This is a genomic window from Streptomyces sp. NPDC001980 (genome assembly GCF_040296885.1).
GTDB lineage: Bacteria > Actinomycetota > Actinomycetes > Streptomycetales > Streptomycetaceae > Streptomyces.
This window is the reverse complement of record NZ_JBEOYD010000014.1, coordinates 217,144-244,042: the sequence shown is the minus strand read 5'-3', so window position 1 is coordinate 244,042 and position 26,899 is coordinate 217,144. Positions and strand designations below refer to the sequence as shown.

The window sequence follows — 26,899 nt, the reverse complement described above, 5'->3', positions numbered from 1 at the left end:
CGGCTGCCGGTGTGGCCGGTGTGATCAAGATGGTGCAGGCGATGCGGCACGGTGTGCTGCCCAGGACCCTGCACGTGGACGCGCCGTCGACCCACATCGACTGGTCGGAGGGCGACGTCCGGCTGCTCTCCGAGGCGCTCGACTGGCCCGAGTACGGGCACCCCCGGCGCGCCGGCGTCTCGTCCTTCGGAGTGAGCGGCACCAACGCGCACCTCGTTCTGGAGCAGGCCCCCGAGGCCGACGACGAGCCCGCCGCAGCGGCGCCCGCGCCCGTCACGGCGGTTCCCTGGCTGCTGTCCGGGCGGACGGCCGACGCCCTGCGCGACCAGGCCGACCGGCTGCGGACCCACCTGGCGGCCCGGCCCGGCCTCCTGCCGGCCGACATCGGGTTCTCGACCGTGACCTCCAGGGCCGCGCTGCCGCACCGCGCGGTCGTCGTCGGCGCCGACCGCGGCACCCTCGGCCACGAGCTGGACCTGCTGGCCCGCGGCGAGATCTCCGACCACACCGTCCGCGGCACCACGGCACCCGCCGGGAAGAGGGTCTTCGTCTTCCCCGGCCAGGGCGCCCAGTGGGCGGGGATGGCGGTGGAGCTGCTGGAGTCGTCGCCGGTGTTCGCGGAGCGGTTCGGGGAGTGTGAGCGGGCGTTGGCGCCGTTCGTCGACTGGCGGTTGACGGACGTCGTGCGGTCCGGTGACTTCGACCGAGTGGACCGTGTGCAGCCGGTGTTGTGGGCGGTGATGGTGTCGCTGGCTGCGTTGTGGCAGTCGGTGGGGGTGCGGCCGGCTGCGGTGGTGGGTCATTCGCAGGGTGAGATCGCTGCTGCGGTGGTGGCGGGTGCGTTGTCGTTGGAGGACGGTGCGCGGGTCGTCGTACTGCGGTCGAAGGCGATCACGGCGTTGGCGGGCCGGGGCGGCATGGTGTCGGTGCCGTTGCCGGTGGACCAGGTCCGCGGGCTGCTGCCCGACGGCGTGTCCGTCGCTGCGGTCAACGGGCCGTCCTCGGTGGTGGTCTCCGGTGACCCGGCCGGTCTCGAGACGGTGCTGGCGTCGGTGGAGCGGGCGAAGCGGGTGCCCGTGGACTACGCGTCGCATTCGGCACAGGTGGAGGAGATCCGTGAGGAGATCCTGCACGTGCTCGAAGGTGTGTCGCCGCACAGCGCCGAGGTCCCCTTCTACTCGACGGTGACCGGCGGTCTGCTGGACACCGCGGCCCTCGACGCCGAGTACTGGTACCGCAACCTGCGGCAGACCGTGGAGCTGGAGACCGCGGTGCGCGCGCTCGGCGCCGCGGGTCACGGCGTGTTCGTGGAAGTCAGCCCGCATCCGGTGCTGACCGCGGCGATCGAGGAGACGGTCGGCGGGACCGTGGTCGGCACGCTGCGGCGCAACGCGGGCGGCTGGGACCGGTTCCTGCTCTCCCTCGCCGAACTCCATGTGACCGGCGTGCCCGTCGACTGGAGCGCGGCCTTCCCCGCCGCCCAGCTGGTCGAACTGCCCACCTACGCCTTCCAGCACAAGCGGTACTGGCTGGACCCGGCCATCGAGCACCTCGGCGGCGCGGCCGACGGCCACCCGCTGATCGGACGGCCGCAGCCCGTCGCCGACAGCGGCGCCCTGCTGCACACCGGCCGCCTGTCGCTGCGCACCCACCCGTGGCTGGCCGACCACGCCGTCGGAGGCACCGTGGTGCTGCCCGGCGCGGCCCTGGTGGAGACGGTGTTGCACGCCGGCCGGGACCTGGGCTGCGGCCTGCTCGAAGAGCTGACCGTCGAGACCCCGCTGCTCCTCGACCCCGCCGAGACGCTGACCGTCCAGCTGTCCGTGGAGGGCCCCGACACGGCGGGGCGGCGCCCGTTCGCCGTCCACGCCACGTCCGGCGCGGAACCCTGGACCCGGCACGCCACCGGATGGCTGGCACCCGGCGGGGCCGAGGACACGGCCGCCGACCAGGACGGCGCCCAGTGGCCGCCGGCCGGCGCCGAACCGGTGGACATCGACGACCTCTACGGCAGGTTCGCCGAGGGCGGCATCGAGTACGGCCCCGCGTTCCAGGGGATGACCGCCGCCTGGCGCCTGGACGGCCGGATCTACGCCGAGGTGGCGCTGCCCGAGCAGCAGCGGTCCGGACTGCGGCGGTTCGGCGTCCACCCGGCGCTCCTCGACGCGGTGCTGCAGACCGTCGGCCTGTCCCGCGACGGGGACGGGGGCGGACCCGTCCTGCCGTTCTCCTTCGGCGGTGTCGCCGTACACGGCGAGGCCGGCGGTGACCTCCGCGTCGAGACCACGGTGCGGGGCGAGAACGAGGTGTCCGTCCGCGCGACAGACCGCGAGGGCCGGCCCGTGCTCACGGTGGACTCCCTCGCGCTGCGCCGCCTCACCGGCCTGGTCCGCCACGACTCGCTGTACCAGGTGTCCTGGGTGACCCGCCCGCTGCCGCAGGCCGTGGAGCGCACCGACACCGTGCTGCGCGTCGAACCGGGCCCGCCGACCGCGGCGGCGGCCCACGAGACCACCGGCCGGATGCTGGGCCGGCTGCAGGAGTGGCTGGCCGCCGAACACGCCGACGGCGCCCGCCTGGTCGTCGTCACCCGGGGCGCGGTGGCCACCGCGGCCGACGAGGACGTGACCGACCTGGCCGGCTCCCCCGTGTGGGGGCTGCTCAGGTCCGCCCAGTCGGAGAACCCCGGCGTCTTCGTCGTCGTCGACACCGACGAGGAGAGCGAGCACCTGCTGGACGCCGCGCTCTCCTGCGACGAACCCCAACTGGCGCTGCGCGGCGGAGAGCTGCGCGTGCCCCGGCTGCACCGGTCCACCCACGAGAGCACCGAACGGGAACTCGACCGGGACGGCACCGTTCTCGTCACCGGCAGCGCCGACGGCCTGGCCGGCCTGGTGGTGCGCCACCTCGCCACCGAGCACGGCGTCCGCCGGATCGTCCTGGCCAGTCGGCGGGGCCCCGGCGCGGCGGAGCTCCAGCGGCTGGGCGCAGACCTCGACACCGAGATCGTCGGCGCCGCCTGCGACATGGCCGACCGGGACGCCGTGGCCGCGCTGCTGGCTTCCGTACCGGAGCAGTCGCCGCTGACCGCGGTCGTGCACACCGCGGCCGTGCTCGCCGACGGCGTCCTCGCCTCGCTCACCCCCGCGCAGGTCGACACCGCGCTGCGGCCCAAGGTCGACGCGGCGCTCAACCTGCATGAGCTGACGCGCGGCCTCGGGCTGCGCGAGTTCGTCCTCTTCTCCTCGGTCGCTGGCGTCCTGGGCGCCCCCGGCCAGGGCAACTACGCGGCCGCCAACGCCTTCCTCGACGCCCTGGCACACCACCGGCGCGCCCAGGGCCTGCCCGCCCAGTCCCTCGCCTGGGGCCTGTGGGAGCACAGCAGCGGGCTCACCCAGAACCTCGACGAGGCCGACGTGGCCCGGATCTCACGCGGGGGAGTGGTGCCGTTCGACACCAAGCAGGGGCTGGCGATCATGGACCTGGCGCGCGGCACGGACGCGCCCGCGCTGGCCCCGGTGACGCTGGCGGCCGTCACGCTGGACACCGCACCCGAGGAGGCCCCGGTCCTGCTCCGGGACCTCGTGCGCACCCCGGCCCGGCGTTCCGGCGCCGGCCCCGAGCGGCGGAGCGCCGACGAGCTGCGGAGCACCCTCGCCGGTCTGGACGAGGAGGGCGGCTACGCGCTGCTCGGCGAGATCGTGCGGGGGCACCTCGCGACCGTGCTCGGCCACGCCTCGGCCGACGACATCGACGAGACCGCGGCCTTTCTCGCGCTGGGCCTGGACTCGCTCACCGCCGTCGAACTGCGCAACCGGCTGACAGCGGTCACCGGGCTGCGGCTGCGCCCCACCGTCGCCTTCGACTGCTCCACCCCCCGGGAGTTCGCACGGTTCCTGCGCACCGCGCTGCTCGCCGCGCCCGCGGCAGAACCGGCGTCGCCGACGGTCTCGTCCCGCCGCGCCGGACCGCTGGACGCGGCCGGTGAGCTCTTCCGGTACGCCGCCGAGCGGGGCCAGTTGAAGACGGGCGTCAAGATGCTGCACCAGGCCGCCCAGCTGCGGCCCATGTTCACGGCGACGGAGGGTCGCGAGGGCATACCGGGACCGCTGCGGCTGGCCACCGGCGCCAAGCGGCCGAGGATCATCTGCCTCTCCGCCTTCGTCGCCCTCGGCGGCGCCCACCAGTTCGTCCGGTTCGCCTCGTTCTTCGGCGACGAGTACGACGTCGCCGCGCTCGACGTCCCCGGCTTCCAGAACGACGAGCCGCTCGCCGCGGACGCGGAGGCGCTGGCCGACGTGTACTGCGACATGATCGCGGAGCTGGTCGGTGACGACCCGTTCGTCCTGCTCGGCTCCTCCTCCGGAGGCGTGCTCGCGCACGCGACCGGCGAGCGGATGAGCCGGCGCGGCGTCGCCCCCGCCGGAGTCGTGGTCATCGACGGCTATCCGATGACCAGCCCGCACATCAACCGGGTCCAGGACCAGCTGCTCAAGGGCATGTTCGAGCGCGAGGAGCGGTTCGTCAGCCTGGACGGCACCCGCCTCACGGCCATGGGCTGGTACTGCGGCATGTACGAGTTCTGGGAGCCGCGGGCCGTGGAGACGCCGACGCTGCTGCTGCGGGCCACCGTTCCCCTGCAGGGCATGACGGACGACCCGTCGAGCGAGGAGTGGCGCGCCGTGTGGCCCGCCACCGAGGTGCTGGACATCCCCGGCGACCACTTCACGGTCATGGAAGACCACCTGGAGACGACCACGCAGGCCGTCAAGGACTGGCTGGCGACCCTCTGACGCAAGGGGCCCGCCCGGGCGGGCCCCGCGCACCACCATCCACCCTCGACACCGCCCCGTGCGCCGTCGAGGTGCAGTTCCCCCCTTTGGACAGCCGGACCTGCCGGGTCCGGCACACGATGTATGGAGGTTCCCATGGCACTGGGTTACTTGCTCGGCGGAGGAGTCGGCACCGAACCGCACGGCATCGAGCTGCACCGCGCGTACCCCGTGATGCAGCGGCTGTACGAGCAGATCGCCGAGTGGACCGGCCTGACCGTCGGTCAGATCCTGGAGGAGGACCTGCCGGAGGCCCAGGAGGAGCGGCAGAGCGCCGGCTCCATCAGGGAGACCGCGCTCGCCCTCGCCGTGCACGACATCCTCGCCGAGCAGGGCGTGCATCCCTCCGCGCTCGGCGGCCTGAGCCTGGGCGCCATGACGAGCAGCTGCCTGGCCGGCGCCCTCACCCGCCAGGAGCTGTTCGGCCTGCTCCGCAGCACCCGTCTGTGCCCCGACCCGGACCCGTCGGAGCCGGCGCACGCCCTCGCCATCGCGGCCGTCCCGGCCGGGCAGACCATCGAGGCGTTCGTCGGGGGCGCCGAGGGCGTGTACGTCGCCGGTGACATGGGCGACACCGCCGACGGCGCGCTCCGCATCTACATGCTGGGCGGTCTGCACGAGCCCATGGCCGCGCTGGCGGGCTCGCTGCCCGAGGGCCTGGTGACGCTGATGCCGGGCCGGGGCATCGCCCAGCACACCCCGCTGCGCGCCCCGTTCCAGAAGTTCGTCGAGCCGCACATCGAGGCCATCGACTTCGGCGCCCCCCAGCTGCCGGTGATGTCCTGCCTCGATCCCCGGCAGCTGGCCTCCGGCGAGGACGTGCGGGACCTGTTCAAGCGCAACCCCACCACCCCGATCAGCCTGCCGTACGTGTACGACGGCATGCACGAACTGGGCGTCCAGCTCGGTGTGGTGGTCGGCCCGGCGATCCCCGCCGGTCTGCTGCGCATACCCTTCCCCGTGGTCCACGTCGAGCAGCCCGAGCACATCGAGAAGGTCGTCTCCACGGTGTTCGAGCTCGGCATCGAGTACCCCGAGACAGGACTCGCGCCGTGCTGAGCTCGGGCCTGTCCGCGGCCGACTGCGACAAGCTCGTCGACGGCTGGCTGGACACGGATCTCGACGAGTGGACCCGGCGGGTGGTCCGGCGTCACTTCGACCCGGAGAGCGGCAGCCGGTACTGGCTGGAGCGGGCGAAGGAGCTGTCGTTCGACCCGCGGGACATCACGCGCCACGCGGAGCTCACCGCGTTCGGGCCGTTCGACCTGGACGTGCTGCGCACGCGCGACCCGCGCGACTTCGTCCCGCTGGCCGTGGACCGCCCGCTCACCGGCAGGGTGTGGGAGTCGGGCGGCACCACGGGCGCGCCGTGCCGGGTCTTCTACACCCCGGAGATGATCGTCCAGCGGGGTGTGTGGCGCCGCTGGTCGTTCGCGACCGAGGGCTTCGAGCCGTACCGCACCTGGCTCCAGGCCACGCCCACCGGACCGCACCTGATCGGCAACGGGGTCTGGGAGGCCGGGGACCTGCACCAAGGAATCGTGTACGCGATCGACATGGACCCCCGTTGGGTGAAGCGACTGCTGCGCACCGCGCGCATGCCCGTCGCACGGGACTACACCGAGCATCTGCTCGACCAGATCCTGGACGTGCTGGAGACCCGCGAGGTGGACTACGTCAACACCACCCCGGCGCTGATGGTGGCGCTGATCAAGCGGGCCCCCGAGCGGGTCGCGGCGCTGCGCGGCGTCCGGCTGAGCGGTACCCACCTGGTCCCCTCCGTCCACCGGCAGATCGTGGGCGCCCTGGACGGCGGCATCTGCGGCCTGAGCTACGGCAACACCTTCGGTAACGCGGCCGGTCTGCCCGTGGAGCGGGACGGCGAACTCATGCCGTATCTGCCGAACTTCCCGCAGGTGACGATGGCGGTCGTCGACAAGGCCGACCCGATGACGTCGGTCCCGTACGGCTCGGTGGGCCGGGTCCGGCTGACCGTGCTCCACGAGGACCTGTTCCTGCCCAACGTCCTGGAGCGCGACGAGGCGGTGCGCTACGACACCGGCGACCGCTTCCCCACGGACGGCGTCGCCAACGTGCGCCCGCTGGAGACCGCCAGTACCGCGGTCGAAGGGCTCTACTGATCTGCTTGCGCGCGCCTCCCGAGCCGGCATCTGGTCGGGAGGCCCGACCTCTGCTTCGGGGACCTCCTGGACAGCCAACCCCGCACCCGCACCCGCCGGAAGGGAGAGGGGCCAACTGGCCTTCCGCAGACGGGCGCTGATTGAATCTGGCAGCATGCCCCTCGTATCGGATACTGATCTCTGGTTGCGCCGTTTCCACGATGCGCCGCAAGGTGCCGCGCCACGCGTGGTGTGCTTCCCGCACGCCGGCGGTGCCGCCAGTTGGTACGTGCCGCTCGCCACCGCGCTGGCGTCGCGTGCCGAGGTGCTGGTGGTGCAGTACCCCGGCCGCCAGGACCGCCGTACCGAGCCCCTGATCGACGACATACACGTCCTGGCCCGGCGCATCACCGACCTGGTCGCCCCGCTGCGCGACCGCCCGCTGGTGCTCTTCGGGCACAGTATGGGCGCCTCCGTGGCGTTCGAGGTCGCCACCGAGCTCCAGGCCAGGTCGCTGGAGGTGGCGCACCTCGTCGTATCGGGGCGCCGCGCGCCGCAGCACCCCCACGACGAGAAGGTGCACCACCTCGACGACGCGGGCGTGATCGCGGAGGTGCGCCGGCTGGCCGGCACCGACTCGCGCATCTTCGACGACGAGGAACTGGTGCGCATGGTGCTGCCCGCGATCCGCGGCGACTACCGGGCCGCCGAGACCTACCGCTACCGGCCGGGACCGCCGCTGACATGCCCCGTCACCGCGCTCACCGGCGACGACGACCCCAAGACGACCGTCAAGGAGGCAGCGGACTGGGAGGAGCGGACGACGGGCCCGTTCCGGCTGCGGGTGTTCTCCGGAGGGCACTTCTTCCTCGCCGAGCACAAGAAAGAGGTGGCGGAGCTGCTTTCCGGCGAAACACCCGGCGCCTAGACCGCCGCCCTCCTTCGACGCCTCGAAATCCACTGCCCACCACCGGCCTGATCGACTGGAGCACGGCCCCCTTCCGGGGGCCCGGCCTCAGGCGACGACCGCCGCCCGCACGCACAGCACGTCCGGCAGATGGGAGGCCAACTGCCGCCAGCTGTCGCCGTCGTCGGCCGAGGCGAACACCTCGCCGTTGCGGTTGCCGAAGTACACCCCGGCCGGATCCGCGTCGTCCGTGCAGAGCGCGTCGCGCAGCACCGTGCCGTAGTGGTCCTCCGGCGGCAGCCCCGCCGACAGCGGCTCCCAGGTGCGGCCGGCGTCGGCCGTGCGGAAGACCCGGCACCGGTGCTGGGCGGGCACCCGGTCGGCGTCCGCGTTGATCGGGAAGACGTACGCCGTCTCCCCGCGCCGTGGATGGGCGGCCGCAGCGAAACCGAACGTGGACGGCAGCCCCTCGCCGATGTCGGTCCAGTGCGCCCCTGCGTCGTCGCTCCGGTACACCCCCCAGTGGTTCTGCAGATACAGCCGGTCCGGATCCCCCGCGTCCTGCGCGATCTTGTGCACGCACTGGCCGAACTCCGGATCCGGGTCCGGCAGGAAGACCGCGGAGACACCGGAGTTGGACGGCGTCCAGCTCACGCCGCCGTCGCCGGTGCGGAACACGCCGGCCGTCGAGACGGCGACCGTCACCGCCTTCGGGTCGCGCCGGTCCGTGACCACGGTGTGCAGGCCCTCACCGCCGCCGCCCGGCACCCACTTGTCGCGCGTCGGGTGCTCCCACAGCGGCCGGACCAGAGCGAAACTCTCCCCGCGGTCCTCCGACCGGTACAGCGCGGCCGGTTCCGTGCCCGCGTAGACCACGTCGGGCTCGGCGGCGGCCGGATGGAGCTGCCAGACCCGCTCCAGCGAGGCAGCGGTGTCCTTGGGGAACTTCACGGCGGGCCGGGCCGGTTCGGTCCAGGTGCGGCCCAGGTCGTCGGAGTGGAAGACCGACGGCCCCCAGTGCGCGCTGTCGCCGCCCGCCAGGAGCCGGGGCCGCTCGCCCCGGGTGTCGATGGCGACCGAATAGATCGCCTGCGCGTTGAAGTAGGGACTCTCGTCGAACTCCCAGGCGCCACCTCGTCGCCTCCCGAGGAAGAGCCCCTTGCGGGTCCCCACGGCGAGCAGAACCTCGGTCATGCCGATCACCTCCATGACGTCCTTGTCACAGTCCTGGTCTCAGTGCCTGTCACAGCCGACACTCGGATATCGGCCAGTCTGCACCCCACCACTGACAGTCACCCGAGGGCCGGCGTCGGCGCAGGTCGGAGCCGCCGTGTCGGCCGGCCGGACAAGACGGCGGAACGCGTTCCGGGAGACGCCTGCGCGAGCGGGGTCGGTCGTGCGACCGTCGACTCGGAGTTCGCCGTGAGCAACAGGGCGGCCGCTCCCGTATGGGAGGGCGGTCCGGGCTGTCCGTGCGCGCGTGAGGAGGATGCCTTTGAAGGCGTTCCGTGGTCCGAAGGTCTGGCTGTGGCGCTGGCGGCGCAACCCGCTGAAGCGTCGCGCCGACACGATGGAGGCCTGGGTGCTGCTCGGCGCCTGGCTGCTCACCCTGCTGGCCGGGGCGCTCGCCGGGCTCGCGGCGGCCCGGTCGGTCGAGGACGGCCTGGCCCGCGAGCGCGTCGAATGGCACCCGGTGGTGGCCCATGTCATGGACAGGGCCCCGGGCACGGCGGGCCCGAAGTCCGGCTCCTCCGGCTCCTCCGAGTCATCGAACGGCGAACGGGTCTGGGCGCGCGTGGGCTGGACCGTCGCCGACGGCTCCGCGCACACCGGCCAGGCGCGAGTCCCGGCCGGCAGCAAGGTCGGCACCCCGGTCACCGTCTGGACGGACCCGCAGGGGCACCTCGTCTCCCGGCCCGCCACCGCCTCCGAGGCCCAGTTCCGCTCCGCGCTGATCGGCGGCCTGGTCGGGCTGAGCGCGGCCGCCGTCCCGTTCGTCGCCGGACTGGTGGCGCGCGGCCGGCTGGAGCGGCGGCGGATGGACCGCTGGGACGCGGAATGGGCACGGCTCGGGCCGCAGTGGGGCCGGATGACCGGCTGACGCCGACGCGCGTCGGCGTCGGCGACCGTGCCCTGCGGCCCGGCCGCCGGTCACCGAGACTGCTGGGCCAGTGCCCGGCGGCAGTCGGCGAGCAGCCGCTCGTCCTGGGCGATGTCGTGGCTGCCGTACCCGCCCGGCCGTGCCGTGTGCCGCCGGGCGCCGGTGAGTTCGGCCGCCACCAGATCGCGCAGCGGGGCACCCGCCGGGCCCATCGCGGCCAGACACCCGGCGATCGCGCCCCGGGTGTACGGGTTCTCCGACCAGGCGGCCCGGAACACCGGAAGTACGGGCCCCGGATCCCCGTCGATCCGCCACAACGCCTCGGCCGCCGCCGCCCGTTCCCACACCCGGCCGGACCCGGCCAGCCGGCGCAGCGCGGGCAGCGCACCGCGGGCGGCCGCGCCCAGCCGGCCCAGCTGCTCGGCAGCCGTCCGGGCGCTGCGGTGGCGGCCGTGCGTCAGCTCCCGCACCAGCACCGGGAGTACGGCGGCCACATCCCCCTCCGCCGACCACAGGGCCCCCGCCGCCAGGGCGGCGTGCCGGGTGTCCAGGAGCCCGCGCAGGACCGGCGCCGCCGCCCGGGCAGCCGTACCCAGGACGTCGAGCGCCCGTACCGCCTGCCCGACGAGGGCTTCCCGGGCCCCCAGCCCGTCCGGTGCGCCGCGCAGCAGCCGCAGCACCTCCGGTACCGCCGCCGGGTCCTTGAGGGCGGTGACCGCCGCCAGCAGCGGGGCGGCCAGTTCGGCGGCCTCGGGCGAGTCCGGGTCGACCTGGCCGAGCCGGTGCCGCAGCGCGGGCGCGAGCGGGGCGGCCGCCGGACCCAGATGCACGATCTCGAAGCCCAGCCCACCGGGCACCACCGGTCTCGCCAGCAACTGGGACAGGACCGGTACCGCGCGCGGATCACCGCTTCTGGCCAGCGCCTTCAGCGGACCGCCCAGCGAGGGCCTGCCGCGCTCCCAGGTGTGCACCCACAGGTCGGGCCGCACGGTCACCAGCGCGTGCAGTTCGTCGGCGGCCGGCGCGGCCAGCCCGAACAGCTCCACGAGCACCGAGACCGCCGCGTCCCGCAACTGGTCCTGTTCGCGGCCCAGTTGCCTGCCTATCAGCGAGACCGGCGTTGCGAAGTCCCCCCGCCGGCCACGGAACAGCCCGGCCGACATCCACACCGCGTTGCACCGGTCCATCGGGTCCGGGCTGCTCAACTGGCCGACGAGCAGCGCGATCCGGTCCGCCACCCGGTCGTCCAGCGCCCGGTGCAGGGTGCGCAGCAGGTACGCACCCTCCTCGTCCGAGGGCCGCAGGCGCCGTATCCGGCCGACCAGGGTGTGCGCGTCCACCCGGTCCGGAGCGGCCGTCCGCCGCTCCGACCGCTCCCTGAGCAGCCGGACCGCGGTCGGCACCAGATCGGCGGGCAGCCGCTCCGGCGCGCCGAGGCCCAGCTGTCCGAGGGCGGCCAGCCGCGCCGTCGGTGCGTACGGCGGACCGCTCTGCGCGGCCAGCAACTCGACCGCCCCGGCCGCCCGTTCGGGACGGCACCGTACGAACAGGCCGAGGGCCTCGGTCAGGGCGAGCAGTACCTGTTCGTCGCGCTCGACCGTGATCCGCCGCCGTAACAGCGCCAGCACCCGGTCCGGTTCGTCGAGGAACCGGACCAGTGCCCCGGGCACCGTGCGGCGCACCCCGGGGCACGGGTCGTCGGCCAGCGGCACGAGCGCCTCGGCGCCGGCGCGGACGGCGGCCCCGGCCCGCGGACCGGCGCTCTCCGCGCCGATGCTGACCAGCAGTTCGACTATGGCGCCCCGGTCCTGCACCTCCGCACGGGAGGCGAGCGCGAAGAGGAACGGGACGCAGGCGAGCGTCGAGTCGTACACGTTCCCCTGGTGGTGCACCGAGCCGTACATCCCGTCGAGCGCGGCCTCCCGTTCGGCCGCGTCCGCCGAGGCCAGTCCGCGCAGCAGACCGGGCACGTCCGCCGCGTTGCCGTACGCGTGCCGCAGCGAGGCCCAGTCGACCTCGTCGATCCCCGTGAACACCGTTGTCCTCCCCAGGCGAGTACCACCTGTTCCGGAGTCTGCACCACCGCACTGACAACGATGCGGAATCGGACGGCAACTGTGTGCGATCCGTCGGCGGTCACCGGCCGACGGCGCTCCGCACAGGGATCAGTTCCGGCCAGGCAGCGCCCGTTCCAGGATCGCGTCGAACCCGGTGCCGGCGGGCAGGGTGCCGAACGCGTACCCCCAGTCGCCGCCGAGCCGGGTCGCGCAGAAGGCGTCCGCGACGGCGGCCGGGGCGTACCGGACCAGCAGCGAGGCCTGCAGCGCCAGCGCCATCCGCTCGACCAGCCGGCGCGCCCCCACCTGGTCGGTCTCGGCCAATTCGTTCTTCAGCCGGGTCACGGCCGCGTCCAGCCGGGCGTCCGCGCCGCGCGCGAGCGCGAGTTCGCCGAACAGGGCGTCGGCGGCGCCGGGTTCGCGGGACAGCGCGCGCAGCACGTCGAGCGCGTTGACGTTCCCCGAGCCCTCCCAGATCGACAGCAGCGGGGCCTCGCGGTAGTGCCGGGGCATGCCGGAGTCCTCGACGTAACCGTTGCCGCCCAGGCACTCCAGGGCCTCCGCGGTGAAGGCCGGACCGCGCTTGGTCACCCAGTACTTGCCGACGGCGGTCGCGATCCGCCGGAAGGCCCGCTCCTGCTCGTCCCCGCGCACCGCCCGGTCCGCGGCCCCCGCCAGCCGCAGGGTCAGCGTGGTCGCGGCCTCCGACTCCACCGCCAGGTCGGCCAGGACATTGCGCATCAGCGGCTGGTCGACGAGCCGCGCGCCGAACGCGCTGCGATGGCGCACATGATGACCGGCCTCGACGAGCGTCTTGCGCATCAGGGTCGCCGAGTTCATGACGCAGTCCAGCCGGGTGCAGTTGACCATCTCGATGATGGTCTTCACCCCCCGCCCCTCGGGTCCGACCAGCCAGGCCACGGTTCCGTCGAACTCCGGCTCGGAGGATGCGTTGGAGCGGTTGCCGAGCTTGTCCTTCAGCCGCTGGATGCGGAACGCGTTGCGGCTGCCGTCCGGCAGCACACGCGGGACGAGGAAACAGGACAGGCCGCCCGGTGCCTGGGCCAGCACCAGGAAGACGTCGCACATCGGCGCCGAGGTGAACCACTTGTGCCCGCGCAGGGTGTACACACCCGGCTCGGCGGTGGGGGAGGCCACCGTGGTGTTCGTCCGTACGTCCGAACCGCCCTGCTTCTCGGTCATGCCCATCCCGGCGAGCAGCCCCGGCTTCTCCGTCGGCACGCGCAGCCCCGGCTCGTACGCCCGGCTCGTCAGCAGCGGTTCGTACACCTTGGCCAGCTCGGGCTGGGCGCGCAGCGCCGGAACGGCGGCGTACGTCATGGACGTGGGGCACCCGTGGCCGGATTCGGTGTGCCCCCACACCAGTCCGCCCGCCGTCCGCGCGACATGGGCCCCCGCCCGGTCGTCCGCCCAGGCGGCCCCGGCCAGCCCTTCCGCCACCGCCGTCCGCATCAGGTGGTGCCAGCTGGGATGGAAGTCGACCTCGTCGATCCGGTTGCCGTACCGGTCGTGGGTGCGCAGCTCCGGCTCGTGCCGGTTGGCCAGCTCACCCCACTCCTGCGCCTCCGCGCTCCCGGCCCGCACCCCGAGCCGCCGGATCCCCTCCTCGGCCCACTCCGCCCCCTCCCGGCGCAGCCCCTCGATCAGGGCCGGGTCGTCGGAGGCGTCGTAGGGGGCGAGCGGCGGTGCCTGGTTGGTGACGTCGTGGGTGGCGTACTGCGGCTGCGGGAGCGCGACGGTCGAGTCCATGGCTTCCATGTTGCAGTAATCCTGCGGTCGCAGCAATGGTGCAACATGGCGCCGCACGTACAGTACGTGACCATGCGCATGAAGGATGTGTCCGCCGAGCCCGCCGACGTCGGCCTGCGGCCCCTGTCCGCCCGGTCGGTCGTGCTGAGCCTGCTGCTGGGCACGCATCCGCCGCAGCTGCCGGTGAAGGACCTGATCCGGTTCGTCGAGCCCTTCGGGGTCGGCGGCTCCACGCTCCGGGCCGCGCTCAGCCGCATGACGGCGGCCGGCGACCTGCGCCGTACCGACGACGCCGTCTACGGCCTCAGCGACCGGCTGCTGGCCCGCCAGCGCCGCCAGGACGAGGCGGTACGGCCCCGTACGCGCGCGTGGCGGGGCGACTGGGAGATGCTGGTCGTCACGGCAACGGGCCGCGGCCCCGCCGCCCGGGCCGACCTGCGCACCCGCCTGACCTCCCTGCGCCTGGCCGAACTCCGCGAAGGCGTCTGGCTCCGTCCGGCGAACCTGGAGAGGCCGTTTCCCGCCGACCTGGCGGCGACCGCCCAGTCCTACACGGCCCGCCCCGACCGCCCGTCCGCCGAACTGGCCGCGGACCTCTGGCCGTTGGCCACCTGGTCGGCCACGGCCCGCGCCCTCCTGACCCGAGCGTCCGCATCCCGCCTTCCCGCCGACCGATTCACGGTCTTCGCAGCAGCGGTACGGCACCTGCTGACCGACCCCGTCCTGCCCGCGGAACTCCTGCCCGCCGACTGGCCGGGCGACGAACTGCGCGCCGCGTACGCGGAGTACCGGGCGGAACTGAGCGGGCCGCCGGGGGACCCGGCCGACTGAGCCCGGCGGCAGGTCCGGCGAGGCGGCTTGACCTTACCCTCGGGGGCAGGGTTTAGCGTTCGTCGAGGTGAGAGACATGCGGATCAGTGAGCTCGCCCGCCGGGCGGGCGTGACGGTCAAGGCGGTGCGCTACTACGAATCGCTGGGACTGCTCGCGCCCGACCGGCTGGCCAACGGCTACCGGGACTACGGCGAGGGCGACGTACGGCTCGCGCGGGAGATCCGGGCGCTCGGCAGGCTCGGCATCCCGGTGGAGCGCACCCGTCCCTTCCTGGACTGTCTCGTGGTCGGACATCGGCACGCCGACGACTGTCCCGCCTCGCTGGCCGAGTACCGGGAGGCGATCGACGAGATCACCCGGCGCATCGACGGGCTCACCGCCCGCCGGACGGCTCTGCTCGCGCACCTGCACGAGGCCGCTCACCGCAACAGCCGTGTCGCACCGGCCGGCCGTGCCGAAGGAGAGGACCCGATGACCGACTACCTGAGTCTGCCCGCCGACCTGCCGGTCCCCGAGGACGACGGCGCGGCCGCCCATCTGCCGGGTACGAAGGTGCCGCACCTGGAACTGCGGGCCACCGGCGGCGGGACGGTCCGTCTCGACGCGCTCGGCGCGGGCCGGACGGTGCTCTACGTCTACCCGCTCACCGGGCGCCCGGGCACCGACCTGCCCGAGGGGTGGAACGCGATCCCCGGGGCGCGTGGCTGCACCCCGGAGGCGTGCGGCTTCCGCGACCACCACCAGGAGCTGCTGGCCGCCGGAGCGGCCGGCGTGTTCGGCCTCTCCAGCCAGGACACCGCCTACCAGCAGGAGGTCGTCGAACGGCTCCGCCTGCCGTTCCGGATGCTCTCCGACCCCACGCACAGCCTGACCCGCACCCTCGGTCTGCCGACATTCGACACCGCCGGGCTGACGCTCTACAAGCGGCTCACGCTGATCGTCCTGGACGGCGTGATCGAGCACGTCTTCTACCCGGTCTTCCCGCCGGACGAGCACGCCGGCCAGGTGCTGACCTGGCTGCGTGCCAACCCCCGATAGGACGAACGACCCTTGGAGTCACCCATGTTCACCGGTCTGAGTGCCTTTCCGCTGACCCCGATCGCGGCCGACGGGGACATCGACGAGGAAGCGTTCGCCCATCTGGTCCGGCGCCTCGCCGCGGCCGGGGTCGACTCGATCGGCGCGTTGGGCTCCACGGGGTCGTACGCCTACCTCACCCTCCAGGAACGGGCCCGTGCCGCACGTATCGCGGTGGAGCACGCCGACGGCGTTCCGGTGGTCGTGGGCATCGGGGCACTGCGCACCCGGGACGTGCTGGCGGCGGCCGAGGACGCGCAGAACGCCGGGGTCGCGGGCGTGCTGCTCGCCCCGGTGTCGTACCAGCCGCTGACCGACGAGGACGTGTTCGGTCTGTACGAGGACGTCACCGCGAACCTCTCCGTTCCGCTGGTGGTCTACGACAACCCGCGCACCACCCGGTTCACCTTCACCGACGAGCTGTACACACGGGTGGGCCGGCTGCCCCGCGTGGCGTCGGTCAAGATTCCCGGGGTTCCCGCCGACCCGGCCGCGGCCCGGGCCCGGGTGGCGCGGCTGCGGGAGATCCTGCCGCGGCACGTGACCGTGGGGGTGAGCGGGGACGCGTTCGGAGCGGCCGGGCTGACCGCCGGCTGCGACGCCTGGTACTCGGTGACCGCCGGTACCCTGCCCGGACCGATCCTCGCCATCACCAGGGCGGTCCAGGCGGGGCGGGCGGACCGGGCCCGGGAGGAGTCGGAGCGGCTCCAGCCGCTGTGGGACCTCTTCGACCGGCACGGATCGCTGCGGGTCATCGCGGCGGCCGCCGCCGAACTCGGCCTCACGCCGGACCACAGCCTGCCCCTCCCGCTGCGCGGCCTGTCGGGCGACGACCGCAAGCAGGTCGCCGACGTGCTGCGGCGGCTTCGGCTGGGCGCGTGAGACGCGGCGGAGAGCGGTGGCCCCGAAGGCCCGTCGCGCAGACATGCTGGGGATGGGGGACCGGTGTACGGTCGACATACCGTGTGCATGCGCTTCGCAGCCGACAGACAGGCCAGTGGCCCAGATGCTCCGGGAGTGCCCATGGCTCAGCAGACGAACATTGCCGCACAGACTGCTTTCGGAGAGGCCGTCGTCGCCGGCGACCTCGATGCCCTCGACGAGATCGTCGCGGCCGGCTCGACCGACCATGATCCCGCCCCGGGACAGGCGCCGGGGCCCGGGGGGTACAAGACCATGTTCGGCGAGCTGCGGACGGCCTTCCCCGACCTGGACCTCCAGGTGGAGCATCTGGTCGCCACCGACGACGAGTTGGCCTTCGCCTATGTCATCTCCGGGACGAACCTGGGGCCGCTGATGGGGCATCCGGCGACCGGCAAGCAGGTGAGCTACCGGGGCATGCAGATCAGCCGCTTCGACGGCGACGGCAAACTGGTCGAACGCTGGGGCAGCAGCGACGAGCTCGGCATGCTGCGGCAACTCGGCCTCGTCGAGGTGTGAGACGGGCGCGTGCCGGTGGGGCCGCCGCCCGGCAGGACGCGGCGGCCCCACCGCCCCGGCTCACTGGCAGTACGTCCCGTCCGGCCCGCTCCCGTTCGTCGTCGGTTCCGCGCCCGTGTTGTTGCCGATGTACTTCTGGCAGGGCACGATCTTCTTGCCGCTGTCCCCGACGATCGTGATGTTCTTCAGCGTCGCGCTGTCCCCGTAGTTGGTGTTGATCCCGACCAGCGCGCTGCCCTTGTACGTCGCCTCGACGGTGTTGACGTTGATCGTGCGCTTGTACTGCGTGGAGCAGTTGCCGCACGAGCGGACCAGCTTGCCGAAGTTCTGCACCGCGAAGCCGGACACGTTCAGCGTCCCGGCGCCGTTGAACTGGAACACCTTGTCGCCGGCTTCCTTCGCCCCGCCGCCGGAGACGGTGTAGACGTTGGACGACGAGGAGCCGCGGAAGGTCGCCGCGTCCTCGCCGACGTCCTCCCACCACACGTTCTGCAGGGTGCAGCTGCCCTCGCAGTGGATGCCGTCCGCGGCGGGCGCGCCGCGGACGGCCAGGCCGCCCATCAGTGCGCGTGCACTGCTCCGTGCTCGTGAAGTCATGTCCCGTATGCCTTCTCTCGAGTGGGGGTGCTGCCGACGCTCCGGCGGGATGGTCAAGAGGTTGAGGCATGTTCATCCCCTGGAACATCGGAGAGGGACACCTGCGCGAATGAAGGCCTTTCGAGGCCCGTCGGTCAGGTTCCTGAACGGAACGTAGGATGCAAGCGCTTTCTAGTCAACGCTTCGCGCGGTATCCGTTCCGGTCGTCGTGGCGTCCCGCAAAGTGACGTGGGAGCGCTTCCATGGATGGCCGTGTCCATGCCACCATGCCGGAAGTTCCCCGCACGACGCCGCACCGAGCCGCGATCAGAAAGGGGCCCCTGCACGGTCAGTTGACGACGGCTCAGCCGTGGTCCCAGCGCGACAGGAAGGCCCCCGTGAAGCCGCAGCCCGGCAGAACGCCGCTCGCCACGCTCCTCAGCATCTGCGTCCTGGCCCTCGCCCTGGTGGTGACCGGCACGGCTGTCACCGCGCTCGTGCGCAGTCCGCGCCCGGTCGCCTCGGCCACTCACCTGGGCAGCCACTGGGTGAACACCTGGACCGGGATGCCCCAGCTCACCGAGGTCGGCAATCTGCCGCCCGCGCCCTTCACGGGACAGAACTCGGTGCTGGCCGACACCACCCTGCGCCAGACCGTCCGCGTGACCGTCGGCGCCCACCGGCTCCGGCTGCGCTTCTCCAACGCCTACGGCGACACCGCGCTCCCGCTCACCTCGGTGACCGTGGCGCTGCCGGCGGGCGGAAAGGCGGGGGTCAGCGCGATCGTTCCCGGCAGCCTGCACCGGGTGACGTTCTCCGGGCGCGCCGCGACCGTCGTACCCGTCGGGGCCCAGGTCGTCTCCGATCCCGTGGACTTCGAGCTGGCCCCGGGGGCCGATCTCACGGTCACGGCGTACACCGCGCAGGGCCAGCCCGACCTGGCGCTCACCTCGCATCCGGGCTCGCGCACCACGTCGTACCTCGTCGGCGGCGACCACGTGCAGGACCCGGAGCTGACCGGCGCTACCGCGGTCGACCACTGGTACCTGCTGAGCGACGTCGAGGTCCTGGCGCCCGCCGCGACCCGGGCCGTGGCGGTGCTCGGCGACTCCCTCACCGACGGCCGGGGGTCCACGACCAACGGCAACGACCGCTGGCCCGACCAGTTCTTCGACCGGCTGCAGAACCGGGCCGGCACCTCGGACGTCGCCGTGCTCAACCAGGCGGCCGGCGGCAACCGGGTTCTCGACGACGGCCTCGGGCCCAACGTCCTGGCCCGCCTCGACCGCGACGTCCTCTCCCGCAGCGGGGTCTCCTGGCTGATCGTCTTCGAGGGCGTCAACGACATCGGCACCGCCGCCGCCACCCCGCAGGCCCAGCAGGCCGTCGCCGACGATCTCATCGCCGCCTACCGGCAGATCGTCGTCCGCGCCCACGCCCAGGGCATCCGCGTCTATGGCGCCACCCTGCTGCCCTTCGGCGGCAACGCCTACGACGACGGCGCGGGCGTACGCGAGGCGGCCCGGCAGCGCGTCAACACGTGGGTCCGGGGGCCCGGGCACTTCGACGCGGTGCTCGACTTCGACCGGGCGGTCCGGGACCCGGCCGACCCGAGCCGCCTGCGGGCCGACCTCCAGGTGGGGGACTGGCTGCACCTCGACCCGACCGGGTACGGGGCGCTGGCGGCGGCGGTGCCGGCGGGACTGTTCGGCGGTCGGTGAGCTAGGCGGACTCGGCTCCGGTGGGGACCGTTCCCGGGGTTGAGTCCGCCCGCGACGGCAGGTGGTTGAAGAGCAGGTTCAGGACGATCGCCGTCAGGCAGCCGGCGCTGATGCCGCTGTTCATCACCGTCTGGAACCAGTCCGGGAACTTCGCGTAGACCGTCGGCACGCCCACCGGCAGCACGCCGACCGCCACCGAGACGGCGACCACCGTCAGGTTGTTGTTGCCGTGGAAGTCGACGGCCGCCAGGGTGCGCAGGCCGCTCGCCGCGACCGTGCCGAACATCACCAGGCCTGCGCCGCCCAGCACCGGAGCCGGAATCGCCGCGACCACCGCGCCCAGCTTGGGCAGCAGGCCGAGCAGCACCAGGATGCCGCCGGCCGCCGCGACCACCCAGCGGCTGCGCACCCGGGTCATGCCGACCAGGCCCACGTTCTGCGCGAACGCCGTGTACGGGAAGGTGTTGAAGACACCGCCGAGGACGGTCGAGAGGCCGTCGGCGCGCAGACCGTCGGCGAGAGAGCGCGACTCGACACGGCGGCCGGTCAGCTCGCCGACCGCGAGCAGGTCACCGGTCGTCTCGGTCATCGTGACCAGGGCCACCACCAGCATGGAGACGATCGCCGAGGCCCGGAACGTCGGCGCCCCGAAGTGGAACGGCGTGCTGATGCCGAGCCAGTCGGCGTCCCCGATCCCGCTGAAGTCCGTGAACCCGAAGGGCACCGCCACCGCGAGGCCCACCGCGATGCCGATCAGGACCGCGATCCGGGCGAGGTAGGCGGGCGCGAACCGCTGCACGCCGAGCACCACCGCGAGCACGAACGCCGCCAGCGCCAGGTTCTTCGGCTCCCCGAAGTCCTTCGCGCCGGCGCCGCCCGCCGCCCAGTTGCCGGCCACCGGCAGCAGCGAGACGCCGATGATCAGGATCACCGTGCCGGTGACCAGGGGCGGGAAGAAGCGCAGCAGTCTGCCGAAGACGGGTGCGAGCAGCATGATCGCCAGGCCCGCCACGATCACCGAGCCGTAGATCGCGGGGAGTCCGCCGCCCGTCGTACCGATGAGGACCATCGGCGAGACCGCCGCGAACGTGCAGCCCTGCATGATCGGCAGCCGGACGCCGAAGCGCCAGAAGCCGACGCACTGGATGAGCGTGGCGATGCCGCACACCAGCAGGTCGGCGGTGATCAGATACGCCAGGTCGGCGGGCGACAGCTTCATCGCGCCGCCCACGATCAGCGGGACGGCGACCGCGCCCGCGTACATCGCGAGCACGTGCTGGAGGCCGAACGCGGTCAACTGCCGTACGGGTGGGACCTCGTCGACGGGATGGACGGAGGCACTGGTGGTGGCCATGGGGACTCCAGAGCGGGGACGACATCCGGACAGCACGAGACCGTAAGCTGTTTGAACAGTTTGTTGATTTCCGGTCTGTTGCCGATACGTGTCATGCCCACCTGGACGCGGACGGATTCGGCTCCGCTACGACCCGGCCCGCGCCGCTGTCAGCAGGGAGTTCCAGTCGGCCAGCTTGACCACGCTCCGGCCGAGCCGGGCACCGAGCGCCGCCTCGGCCCGCTCGATCGCCTGCCATCCCGTCCACGGGACCGGCTCGATGCCCAACGAGCGCAGCGCGGCGACCGGATCCGCCGGCACCTCCTTGCACAGCAGCGCGGGCGCGTCCTCCAGGAGGGAGGTCACCGTCTCCTTGGCGTCGGGCCGGTTGGTCCCGATGACGCCGGTCGGGCCGCGCTTGATCCAGCCCGCCACGTAGTCGCCGGGCGCGCCGAAGCAGCTGTCCAGGACCCGGCCCGCCTCGTGCGGCACGGTGCCGCTCTCCTCGTCGAACGGGAGCCCGTCCAGCGGCACCCCGCGATAGCCGACCGACCGCAGCACCAACTGGGCCTCGACCGTCTCGTACCGCCCGGTGCCGCGCACTCCGCCCCTGCCGTCCGGCTCGGTGCGTTCGAAGAGCACCGCGCCCACCCGGCCGCCGTCGTCGAGCAGTTCGACCGGGCGCAGGAAGAAACGCAGCCGGATGCTACGGTCCGCTCCCCGGCCGCCGGCCTCGCCCCAGCCGCGCAGCACCTCCACGTTGCGGCGCTGGGCGGCGGGCAGCCCGGACGGGTCGGCGCAGGCCGGGTCGAGCGCCAACTCGGCCGCATCCACCAGGACTTCGGTCCCCGGCAGCCCGGCCAGCTCGCGCAGCTCCTTCGTGGTGAACCGAGCTTGCGAGGGGCCCCGCCGGCCCACCACGTGAACCTCTCCTATCCGGCTCGCCGCCAGCGCCGTCAGCGCCGCCTGCGGCATGTCGGTGGGGCTCAGCTCCGCCACGCCCCGGGCCAGCATCCGCGCCACGTCCACCGCGACGTTGCCGACCCCGATGACCACCGCCGACCGGGCGTCGCGCACGAACCCGGCGTCGATCGCGTCCGGATGCGCGCTGTACCAGGACACGAACTCGGTCGCCGACCAGCTGCCCGGCAGCTCCTCGCCGGGAATCCCGAGCCGCCGGTCGGTCGCCGCGCCCACGCAGTACACCACCGCGTGGTACAGCTCCCGCAGCCGCTCCACGGCCAGTCCGCCCGTGCCCCCGACCCGGACCCCGCCGAGGAACCTCACCCGTTCGTGCTCGAGCACGGTGCGCAGGTTCCCCTGGAGGGACTTGATCTTCTCGTGGTCAGGGGCGACGCCGTACCGCACCAGTCCGTACGGGCACGGCAACCGGTCCAGGACGTCCACGCACACCGTGGAGTCGAGCTGGACGAGGTTCTGGGCGGTGTAGCACCCGCTCGGCCCGGAGCCGACGACGGCGACACGCAACACAGGGGGACTCCTTGCCCGAGGGGCTGGTCCTTCCAGCATCCCACCGGCTTGGTCGTCCAGACAGGGGCCGCTGGGGTGACGTGGATGCGCGTCCGGGTGCCGTGTGTGTGATCATGCGATTACGTTGCGCATGCGCCGGAAGGCCAGAAGTCCGGTCGGCCTTCGGGGTCAGCGGTTCGCCCGTTCCGCCGCGCTGCGTTCCACACAGAACTCGTTGCCCTCGGGGTCGTACAGCGTCACCCACCCGGTTCCGTCGGGCCGCCGGTGGTCCCCCTGGAGCGTGGCGCCGAGCGAGAGCAGGCGCTCGACCTCCTCGTCCCGGGTGCGGTCCTGGGGCTGGAGATCCAGGTGGACGCGGTTCTTCACCGCCTTGCGGTCGTCGACCCTGATGAACAGCAAGGTGGCGGCAGCGGTCGTGACCACGGCCTCCGGATCGCCGGGAAAGTCGTCATCGGCCAGCGAGCCGTCCAGGGCCTGAGCCCAGAAGCCCGCGAGAGCGAACGGGTCGGCGGCGTCGATGGTGACATGGCGTATCAGAGAACCCATGCCCCAAGCCGATCATGAATGCCTCCCGTCGTCCAGAGGCGGCAGACCTCGACGTTCGGACTCCGATCCGGGTCCGGACTCTGATCCGGGTTCGGGCTCGGTCCGGTCCTCGGTGGCGAAGAACCGTGACAGGTCCCGCCGTTCGGTCGCGGGCCCGGACTCCGGAGGCAGGCCCAGCTCCGAGTCGAGCCCGTAGCGCTCGAACAGCTCCGCCCGCAGTGCGGGGATCGGCATCGGCACACCCGGCACCAGCGCCGCGTACACCGCACCCATCAGCATGGCGCGCAGCATGGGGTAGTCGACCTCGACGTGGTGCGAGCCGTACCGGGCGACGGTGTCGCCCAGCAGCTCCGCCAGCCGCCGCTGCTCGGGGCACTGCACGAAGCCCTCGGCCTGGAGCAGGCCCGCCATGTGCTGGCGCATCAGCACCGGCCGGTCCTGCGCCAGCCCCAGGATCGAGTCGATGGCCCGGGCCAGCCGCTCCCGCCCGTCCTCGGTGCGCGGCTCGTGCTCCAGCGCCTCCTCCAGCGTGCGGTGCATCAGCCGGTGCACGGCGGACTGGACCAGCTGGCGCTTGCCGGGGAAGTAGTACGAGACCAGTCCGCGCGCCGACCCCGCCCGGTCCGCGATGGCACCCAGTGTGGTCGCTTCAAAACCGTGCTCGTCGACCAGCTCCACCGCGGCCTGGAGCAGCCGCTCGCGCGAACGCCTGCGCAATTCTTCATTGACCGAGGGGCTGCGGGGGGACATCCTGGAACTCCTGCGTTGACTGGCTGCCAGCCAACTATAATCGACGCAGTGGGCACCGCCCTGTGCGGGGCCTGTTCAGGGCTGCCGTCCGTCCGGGGCGACACGGGGGAGCGTCTCGGGCGGACGGCGCGACAGGTCAGGCCTGGGTGGGCGTGGCCGGTCGGCGGGCCACGCCCACCAGGTCCAGGACCGGCAGCAGCGCGTCCGGCCGTTCGGCCACCGGCAGATGGTCCACGAAGTGCACCCGGCAGCCGAGCGCCGCCGCGCCGCCGTCGGCGGGCCTGCTGTCCCCGACCATCAGCGTCTCGCCCGCTTCGGCCCCGAGCGCCTCAAGGGCGACCGTGAAGAGCCGCGGATCCGGCTTCTGGACGCCGTGTTCGTACGACAGGACGTACGTGTCCACGTAGGCGTCGAGCCCGTGCTCGCGGAAGACCGGGCGCGGATCCCAGCCGATGTTGCTGACCACGCCGACAGCGATGCCGTTCCCGCGCAGCGTGCGCAGCACCCGGGCGGCGTCCGGGTACGGCGACCAGGCCCGCGGGTCCATGTGCCGCTCGTACAGCGCGTCGTGCAGGCCGGCGTCCGGCAGCGCCACCCGCCGGGACAGGCCGGTGTACGCGGCCCGGTGCAGCTCCGCGCTCTCGTCCCGCACCGCCCACACCCCGGACAGCTCCTCGGGCACCGCGACCGGGAAGGCCCCGCCGGGCTGCGCGCCGGCCACCTCCAGCGCACGCGCCGCCTCCGCCAACTCGCCTTCGGAAAGCGGTACTTCGGCCTCGGCGAGCACCGCCCGCAGCCAGGATTCGGTGGATTCGATGCGGAAGAGGGTTCCGGAGAAGTCGAAGAGCACGGCAGTCATGTGCCGGACTCTACCGACGGCCGCCGCGGCGCGGGCTACGGGCGAGGGTGTCCCCGGCCGTCGCGTTCCCACTCGTACGCCAGCACCGCCAGCGCCACCACCAGGGCCCCGAGCAACCACCCGCCGAGCACGTCCGAGGGCCAGTGGACGCCGAGCCACACCCGGGTCAGGCCGACGCCCAGGACCGAGATCCCGGCTGCGACCAGGGCCGTACGCCATATCGCGCGACCGGCGCCGCAGCGGTGCAGCAGCCACAGCAGCAGGCCGCAGACCACCGTCGCCGTCATGGTGTGGCCGGACGGGAAGGCCGCGTAACGGGCGGAGTCGACCGGGTCGGCCCACACCGGTCGCGGGCGGCCGACGGCGGCCTTGAGGGACTGCTGGGCGACCGTCCCGAGCGCGCAGGTCAGGGTCAGCCACAGCGCGGTCCACCACGCCGAGTGCCGCCACACCAGCCACACCGCGACCGCGGCGCACAGCAGGCGCATGGTCAGCGGGTCCCAGACCCAGTCCGCCAGGACGCGCAGCACCTGTGTGGTGCCGTGGTCCGCCACGGCCCAGCGGTGGGTGGCGTCGGCGATGCCCTCGTCCACCGCGACCAGGGGAGGCCACTCGCCGGCGACGAGGGCCAGCAGCAGCGCCGAGGAGAGGGCGAGAACGGCGGTCGTGAGAAGACGAGCCGGGCGGTCGTCGGGCGGGGGGCACATGACGCGATCTTTGCCGAATCATTGCCCGCGGGGCAATTCCCCCGACGGGTACGGCCTTACCCGAGGGCGCGCAGGCTCGGTACGAGCGCCACCAGCACCGGGATCACCGGGACCAGGGCGGCCGTCGCGGTCAGCCGCAGCCGGTGCCGGGCGGGGAGGCGGTCCGGGGCGGTGAGCAACCGGTGGACCCGCTGCGGGACATGGGCGTGCGGGGTCGGCCCGGGGCCGAACACCCCCCGGTCCTCGTTGAGTTCGACCAGGGCGAGGGCGGTGGTGAGGCGGCCGTGGCGCCGGGAGGCCACGTCGTCGGCGGCCAGTTCGACCAGCCGGTGCATCTCGTCGCGGAACGCGGCGAACACCGGGATCTGCGGGAACCCGCCCGCCAGGGCGGCCGAACAGTGCAGCAGCCAGTCGTGCCGGGCCTGCGCGTGGCCCTGCTCGTGGGCGAGGACCGCGTCCAGCTGACGCCCCTTCAGGCGACGCAACGCGGCCGTGGTCACGACGAGTTGGGGCGCCGTTCCCGGTAGCCACCAGGCATCCGGGCGCTCGCCCTCAAGGACGACGAGTCGGCCGTCGGCCGGTTCCTCGCCGGGCAACAGCGGTGCCCGGACCAGCAGTTCGGCCTGTTGCCGGTTTCGCCGGGCCCTGGCCCGCGCGATCTCCCGTACCAGCATCGCCCCGCTCCACAGGCCGGCGCAGGCGAGGGCCACCGCGGTCACCGCCGCCCACGGGCCGGTCGTACCGAGCGCGTAGGCGTCCACCACCCCGCTCGGGGCGGTCGCGAACACGTGCCCGCGCACCGCCTGCCAGGCCGCCGCCGCGCTCAGCGTCATCGACAGCGCGCAGCACAGCAGAACGGCCGCCACCACGCACTGCCACACCCACAGTGCGACCACCGGCTCCCGGTCCGTCCAGTCGGCCCGGGCGAGCAGCCGGGGGCCGACCACGGCGGTCAGGGTGCCGAGCAGCAACAGTGCCACGGGGACCATCATGGCCAGCACCCTATGAGCGGGGGACCGTTCACGGGTACAGGCCATGACGCCAAAGTGACGCAAGCAACGTCTGCGCCGCGCGTGCCGTCACTCCCTCACAGCGCCAGCAGCATCGCCACCATGCCGATCCCCATGGACAGCCGGCACGCCCGCGCCAGCTCGGGCCGGTCGCCCCACCTGACGGCGCCCGGCCCGGCGGCCACCGCGACCGGGACGAGCCGGGCGCCGGACAGCAGCACGTAGCCGGCGAAGTAGAGCAGCAACAGCCCGGTCACCAGCGGGACTCCGGCACCGCCGTGATGGTGGGCGCCGGGGGTGGCCGCCATCGCCACCGCCATGTAGACCATCGCCGCCGCCCCCACCAGATGGTGCAGATGGTGCGGGCTGCTGCGGGCGCTCCACAGGGCGCGCAGCGCGGCCGCGCCGAACACCGCCGCGTACAGCGGCCACGCCCACACCGGTGGCGTGAACACCGTCGCGGGCACGGCCATGACGGCCATGCCGAACCCCATCAGCGCCTCGCTGCCCGCGGCGCGCCGCTGTTCCCGGACACTGCTGCGCATCCGCAGCAGGCAGTAGGCCCCGGTCGCCGCGCACAGCGCGACCAGCAGCCAGCCGGGCGAAGCCGGTCCGTGCACGGCGCACCTCCCCGCTCGACGTCGCGTCGATGGATGCGATGCCCCGGCCGTACGGCGCGCACGCGAGCGCAAGGGTGTACACGGGGAGCATTCGCCGGAGCACAGCCTGTGAGCAGGGCCGTTCGAGGATGTTTTACTGGTAAAACACAT

At 73.2% G+C, this 26,899-nt stretch carries 21 protein-coding genes and 1 pseudogene; 10 read left to right on the top strand and 12 right to left on the bottom strand.

Going from position 1 to position 26,899, the window contains the following annotated elements; genetic code table 11:
• The 4 genes from ABT137_RS23190 to ABT137_RS23175 form a co-directional block, all read left to right on the top strand.
• Positions 1 to 4,793 (top strand): SDR family NAD(P)-dependent oxidoreductase (locus tag ABT137_RS23190; RefSeq protein ID WP_502984566.1); only part of this gene is annotated, 4,793 nt, incomplete at its 5' end.
• A gap of 135 nt (positions 4,794 to 4,928) precedes the next feature.
• On the top strand, positions 4,929 to 5,891 hold the full coding sequence (locus ABT137_RS23185; RefSeq protein ID WP_351711788.1) for an ACP S-malonyltransferase: 963 nt from the start codon (positions 4,929 to 4,931) through the stop codon (positions 5,889 to 5,891).
• A complete protein-coding gene (locus ABT137_RS23180; protein WP_351711786.1) occupies positions 5,885 to 6,973 on the top strand; it encodes a phenylacetate--CoA ligase family protein in 1,089 nt (362 codons plus the stop codon). Before ABT137_RS23185 ends, ABT137_RS23180 begins: the two co-directional genes overlap by 7 nt.
• A 226-nt stretch (positions 6,974 to 7,199) precedes the next feature.
• The gene (locus tag ABT137_RS23175) at positions 7,200 to 7,880 is read left to right on the top strand and encodes a thioesterase II family protein (RefSeq protein ID WP_351711784.1); all 681 of its coding nucleotides are present in this window, start codon (positions 7,200 to 7,202) and stop codon (positions 7,878 to 7,880) included.
• Positions 7,881 to 7,967: 87 nt separating this feature from the next.
• Here the strand turns inward: ABT137_RS23175 and ABT137_RS23170 are convergent, their stop codons facing one another.
• Complete coding sequence (locus ABT137_RS23170; protein WP_351711782.1) at positions 7,968 to 9,053, bottom strand: WD40/YVTN/BNR-like repeat-containing protein; 1,086 nt, start codon at positions 9,051 to 9,053, stop codon at positions 7,968 to 7,970.
• A gap of 295 nt (positions 9,054 to 9,348) precedes the next feature.
• Between ABT137_RS23170 and ABT137_RS23165 the strand changes: the two genes are divergently transcribed.
• On the top strand, positions 9,349 to 9,960 hold the full coding sequence (locus ABT137_RS23165) for an Rv1733c family protein (RefSeq protein WP_351711780.1): 612 nt from the start codon (positions 9,349 to 9,351) through the stop codon (positions 9,958 to 9,960).
• A 50-nt stretch (positions 9,961 to 10,010) separates the two neighbouring features.
• Here ABT137_RS23165 and ABT137_RS23160 read toward each other — a convergent pair whose 3' ends face one another.
• Both ABT137_RS23160 and ABT137_RS23155 read right to left on the bottom strand, forming a co-directional pair.
• Positions 10,011 to 11,996: a HEAT repeat domain-containing protein gene (locus ABT137_RS23160; RefSeq protein ID WP_351711778.1), complete on the bottom strand. Its 1,986-nt coding sequence runs from the start codon at positions 11,994 to 11,996 to the stop codon at positions 10,011 to 10,013.
• A 129-nt stretch (positions 11,997 to 12,125) separates the two neighbouring features.
• Complete coding sequence (locus tag ABT137_RS23155) at positions 12,126 to 13,787, bottom strand: DNA alkylation response protein (RefSeq protein ID WP_351711777.1); 1,662 nt, start codon at positions 13,785 to 13,787, stop codon at positions 12,126 to 12,128.
• Positions 13,788 to 13,859: 72 nt separating this feature from the next.
• On the opposite strand from ABT137_RS23155, the gene ABT137_RS23150 reads away from it, so the two are divergent.
• The 4 genes from ABT137_RS23150 to ABT137_RS23135 all read left to right on the top strand — a co-directional run bounded on the left by ABT137_RS23150 (position 13,860) and on the right by ABT137_RS23135 (position 17,136).
• Positions 13,860 to 14,618 carry a PaaX family transcriptional regulator C-terminal domain-containing protein gene (locus ABT137_RS23150; protein WP_351711775.1) on the top strand — a complete coding sequence of 253 codons (759 nt, stop codon included), beginning with the start codon at positions 13,860 to 13,862 and terminating at the stop codon, positions 14,616 to 14,618.
• A gap of 76 nt (positions 14,619 to 14,694) precedes the next feature.
• Positions 14,695 to 15,657, top strand: a complete 963-nt coding sequence (locus ABT137_RS23145; protein WP_351711773.1) for a redoxin family protein — start codon at positions 14,695 to 14,697, stop codon at positions 15,655 to 15,657.
• Positions 15,658 to 15,681: 24 nt separating this feature from the next.
• The gene (locus ABT137_RS23140; protein ID WP_351711771.1) at positions 15,682 to 16,578 is read left to right on the top strand and encodes a dihydrodipicolinate synthase family protein; all 897 of its coding nucleotides are present in this window, start codon (positions 15,682 to 15,684) and stop codon (positions 16,576 to 16,578) included.
• A gap of 141 nt (positions 16,579 to 16,719) precedes the next feature.
• Positions 16,720 to 17,136: an ester cyclase gene (locus ABT137_RS23135; protein ID WP_351711769.1), complete on the top strand. Its 417-nt coding sequence runs from the start codon at positions 16,720 to 16,722 to the stop codon at positions 17,134 to 17,136.
• A 60-nt stretch (positions 17,137 to 17,196) separates the two neighbouring features.
• Here ABT137_RS23135 and ABT137_RS23130 read toward each other — a convergent pair.
• Positions 17,197 to 17,676: pseudogene (locus ABT137_RS23130) on the bottom strand (pectate lyase); the annotation flags it as partial.
• Between the two features lie 434 nt (positions 17,677 to 18,110).
• Between ABT137_RS23130 and ABT137_RS23125 the strand changes: the two are divergent.
• The gene (locus ABT137_RS23125; protein WP_351711767.1) at positions 18,111 to 19,433 is read left to right on the top strand and encodes an SGNH/GDSL hydrolase family protein; all 1,323 of its coding nucleotides are present in this window, start codon (positions 18,111 to 18,113) and stop codon (positions 19,431 to 19,433) included.
• A gap of 1 nt (position 19,434) precedes the next feature.
• Here the strand turns inward: ABT137_RS23125 and ABT137_RS23120 are convergent, their stop codons facing one another.
• The 8 genes from ABT137_RS23120 to ABT137_RS23085 form a co-directional block, all read right to left on the bottom strand.
• Positions 19,435 to 20,787: a nucleobase:cation symporter-2 family protein gene (locus ABT137_RS23120; protein WP_351711765.1), complete on the bottom strand. Its 1,353-nt coding sequence runs from the start codon at positions 20,785 to 20,787 to the stop codon at positions 19,435 to 19,437.
• 126 nt (positions 20,788 to 20,913) lie between these two features.
• Entirely contained in the window at positions 20,914 to 22,257 is a 1,344-nt protein-coding gene (locus ABT137_RS23115; RefSeq protein ID WP_351711763.1) for an FAD-dependent oxidoreductase, read from the bottom strand.
• Between the two features lie 168 nt (positions 22,258 to 22,425).
• Positions 22,426 to 22,803, bottom strand: a complete 378-nt coding sequence (locus tag ABT137_RS23110; protein ID WP_351711761.1) for a VOC family protein — start codon at positions 22,801 to 22,803, stop codon at positions 22,426 to 22,428.
• Positions 22,804 to 22,815: 12 nt separating this feature from the next.
• Positions 22,816 to 23,553 carry a TetR/AcrR family transcriptional regulator gene (locus ABT137_RS23105; RefSeq protein ID WP_351711759.1) on the bottom strand — a complete coding sequence of 246 codons (738 nt, stop codon included), beginning with the start codon at positions 23,551 to 23,553 and terminating at the stop codon, positions 22,816 to 22,818.
• Positions 23,554 to 23,689: 136 nt separating this feature from the next.
• Positions 23,690 to 24,412, bottom strand: a complete 723-nt coding sequence (locus ABT137_RS23100; protein WP_351711757.1) for an HAD family hydrolase — start codon at positions 24,410 to 24,412, stop codon at positions 23,690 to 23,692.
• Positions 24,413 to 24,447: 35 nt separating this feature from the next.
• Positions 24,448 to 25,119 (bottom strand): phosphatase PAP2 family protein, encoded by a 672-nt coding sequence (locus ABT137_RS23095; protein WP_351711755.1) that lies wholly within the window; start codon positions 25,117 to 25,119, stop codon positions 24,448 to 24,450.
• Between the two features lie 56 nt (positions 25,120 to 25,175).
• Complete coding sequence (locus ABT137_RS23090; protein ID WP_351711753.1) at positions 25,176 to 26,111, bottom strand: M56 family metallopeptidase; 936 nt, start codon at positions 26,109 to 26,111, stop codon at positions 25,176 to 25,178.
• 95 nt (positions 26,112 to 26,206) lie between these two features.
• Positions 26,207 to 26,749 (bottom strand): DUF5134 domain-containing protein, encoded by a 543-nt coding sequence (locus tag ABT137_RS23085; RefSeq protein WP_351711751.1) that lies wholly within the window; start codon positions 26,747 to 26,749, stop codon positions 26,207 to 26,209.
• Positions 26,750 to 26,899 lie beyond the last annotated feature (150 nt).

Coding starts and splice junctions, on each gene's coding strand:
- ABT137_RS23185 (WP_351711788.1), top strand. CDS start 4,929: ATGGCACTGGGTTACTTGCTCGGCGGAGGAGTCGGCACCGAACCGCAC.
- ABT137_RS23170 (WP_351711782.1), bottom strand. CDS start 9,053: ATGACCGAGGTTCTGCTCGCCGTGGGGACCCGCAAGGGGCTCTTCCTC.
- ABT137_RS23165 (WP_351711780.1), top strand. CDS start 9,349: ATGCCTTTGAAGGCGTTCCGTGGTCCGAAGGTCTGGCTGTGGCGCTGG.
- ABT137_RS23155 (WP_351711777.1), bottom strand. CDS start 13,787: ATGGACTCGACCGTCGCGCTCCCGCAGCCGCAGTACGCCACCCACGAC.
- ABT137_RS23150 (WP_351711775.1), top strand. CDS start 13,860: ATGCGCATGAAGGATGTGTCCGCCGAGCCCGCCGACGTCGGCCTGCGG.
- ABT137_RS23145 (WP_351711773.1), top strand. CDS start 14,695: ATGCGGATCAGTGAGCTCGCCCGCCGGGCGGGCGTGACGGTCAAGGCG.
- ABT137_RS23140 (WP_351711771.1), top strand. CDS start 15,682: ATGTTCACCGGTCTGAGTGCCTTTCCGCTGACCCCGATCGCGGCCGAC.
- ABT137_RS23135 (WP_351711769.1), top strand. CDS start 16,720: ATGGCTCAGCAGACGAACATTGCCGCACAGACTGCTTTCGGAGAGGCC.
- ABT137_RS23120 (WP_351711765.1), bottom strand. CDS start 20,787: ATGGCCACCACCAGTGCCTCCGTCCATCCCGTCGACGAGGTCCCACCC.
- ABT137_RS23110 (WP_351711761.1), bottom strand. CDS start 22,803: ATGGGTTCTCTGATACGCCATGTCACCATCGACGCCGCCGACCCGTTC.
- ABT137_RS23105 (WP_351711759.1), bottom strand. CDS start 23,553: ATGTCCCCCCGCAGCCCCTCGGTCAATGAAGAATTGCGCAGGCGTTCG.
- ABT137_RS23100 (WP_351711757.1), bottom strand. CDS start 24,412: ATGACTGCCGTGCTCTTCGACTTCTCCGGAACCCTCTTCCGCATCGAA.
- ABT137_RS23095 (WP_351711755.1), bottom strand. CDS start 25,119: ATGTGCCCCCCGCCCGACGACCGCCCGGCTCGTCTTCTCACGACCGCC.
- ABT137_RS23090 (WP_351711753.1), bottom strand. CDS start 26,111: ATGATGGTCCCCGTGGCACTGTTGCTGCTCGGCACCCTGACCGCCGTG.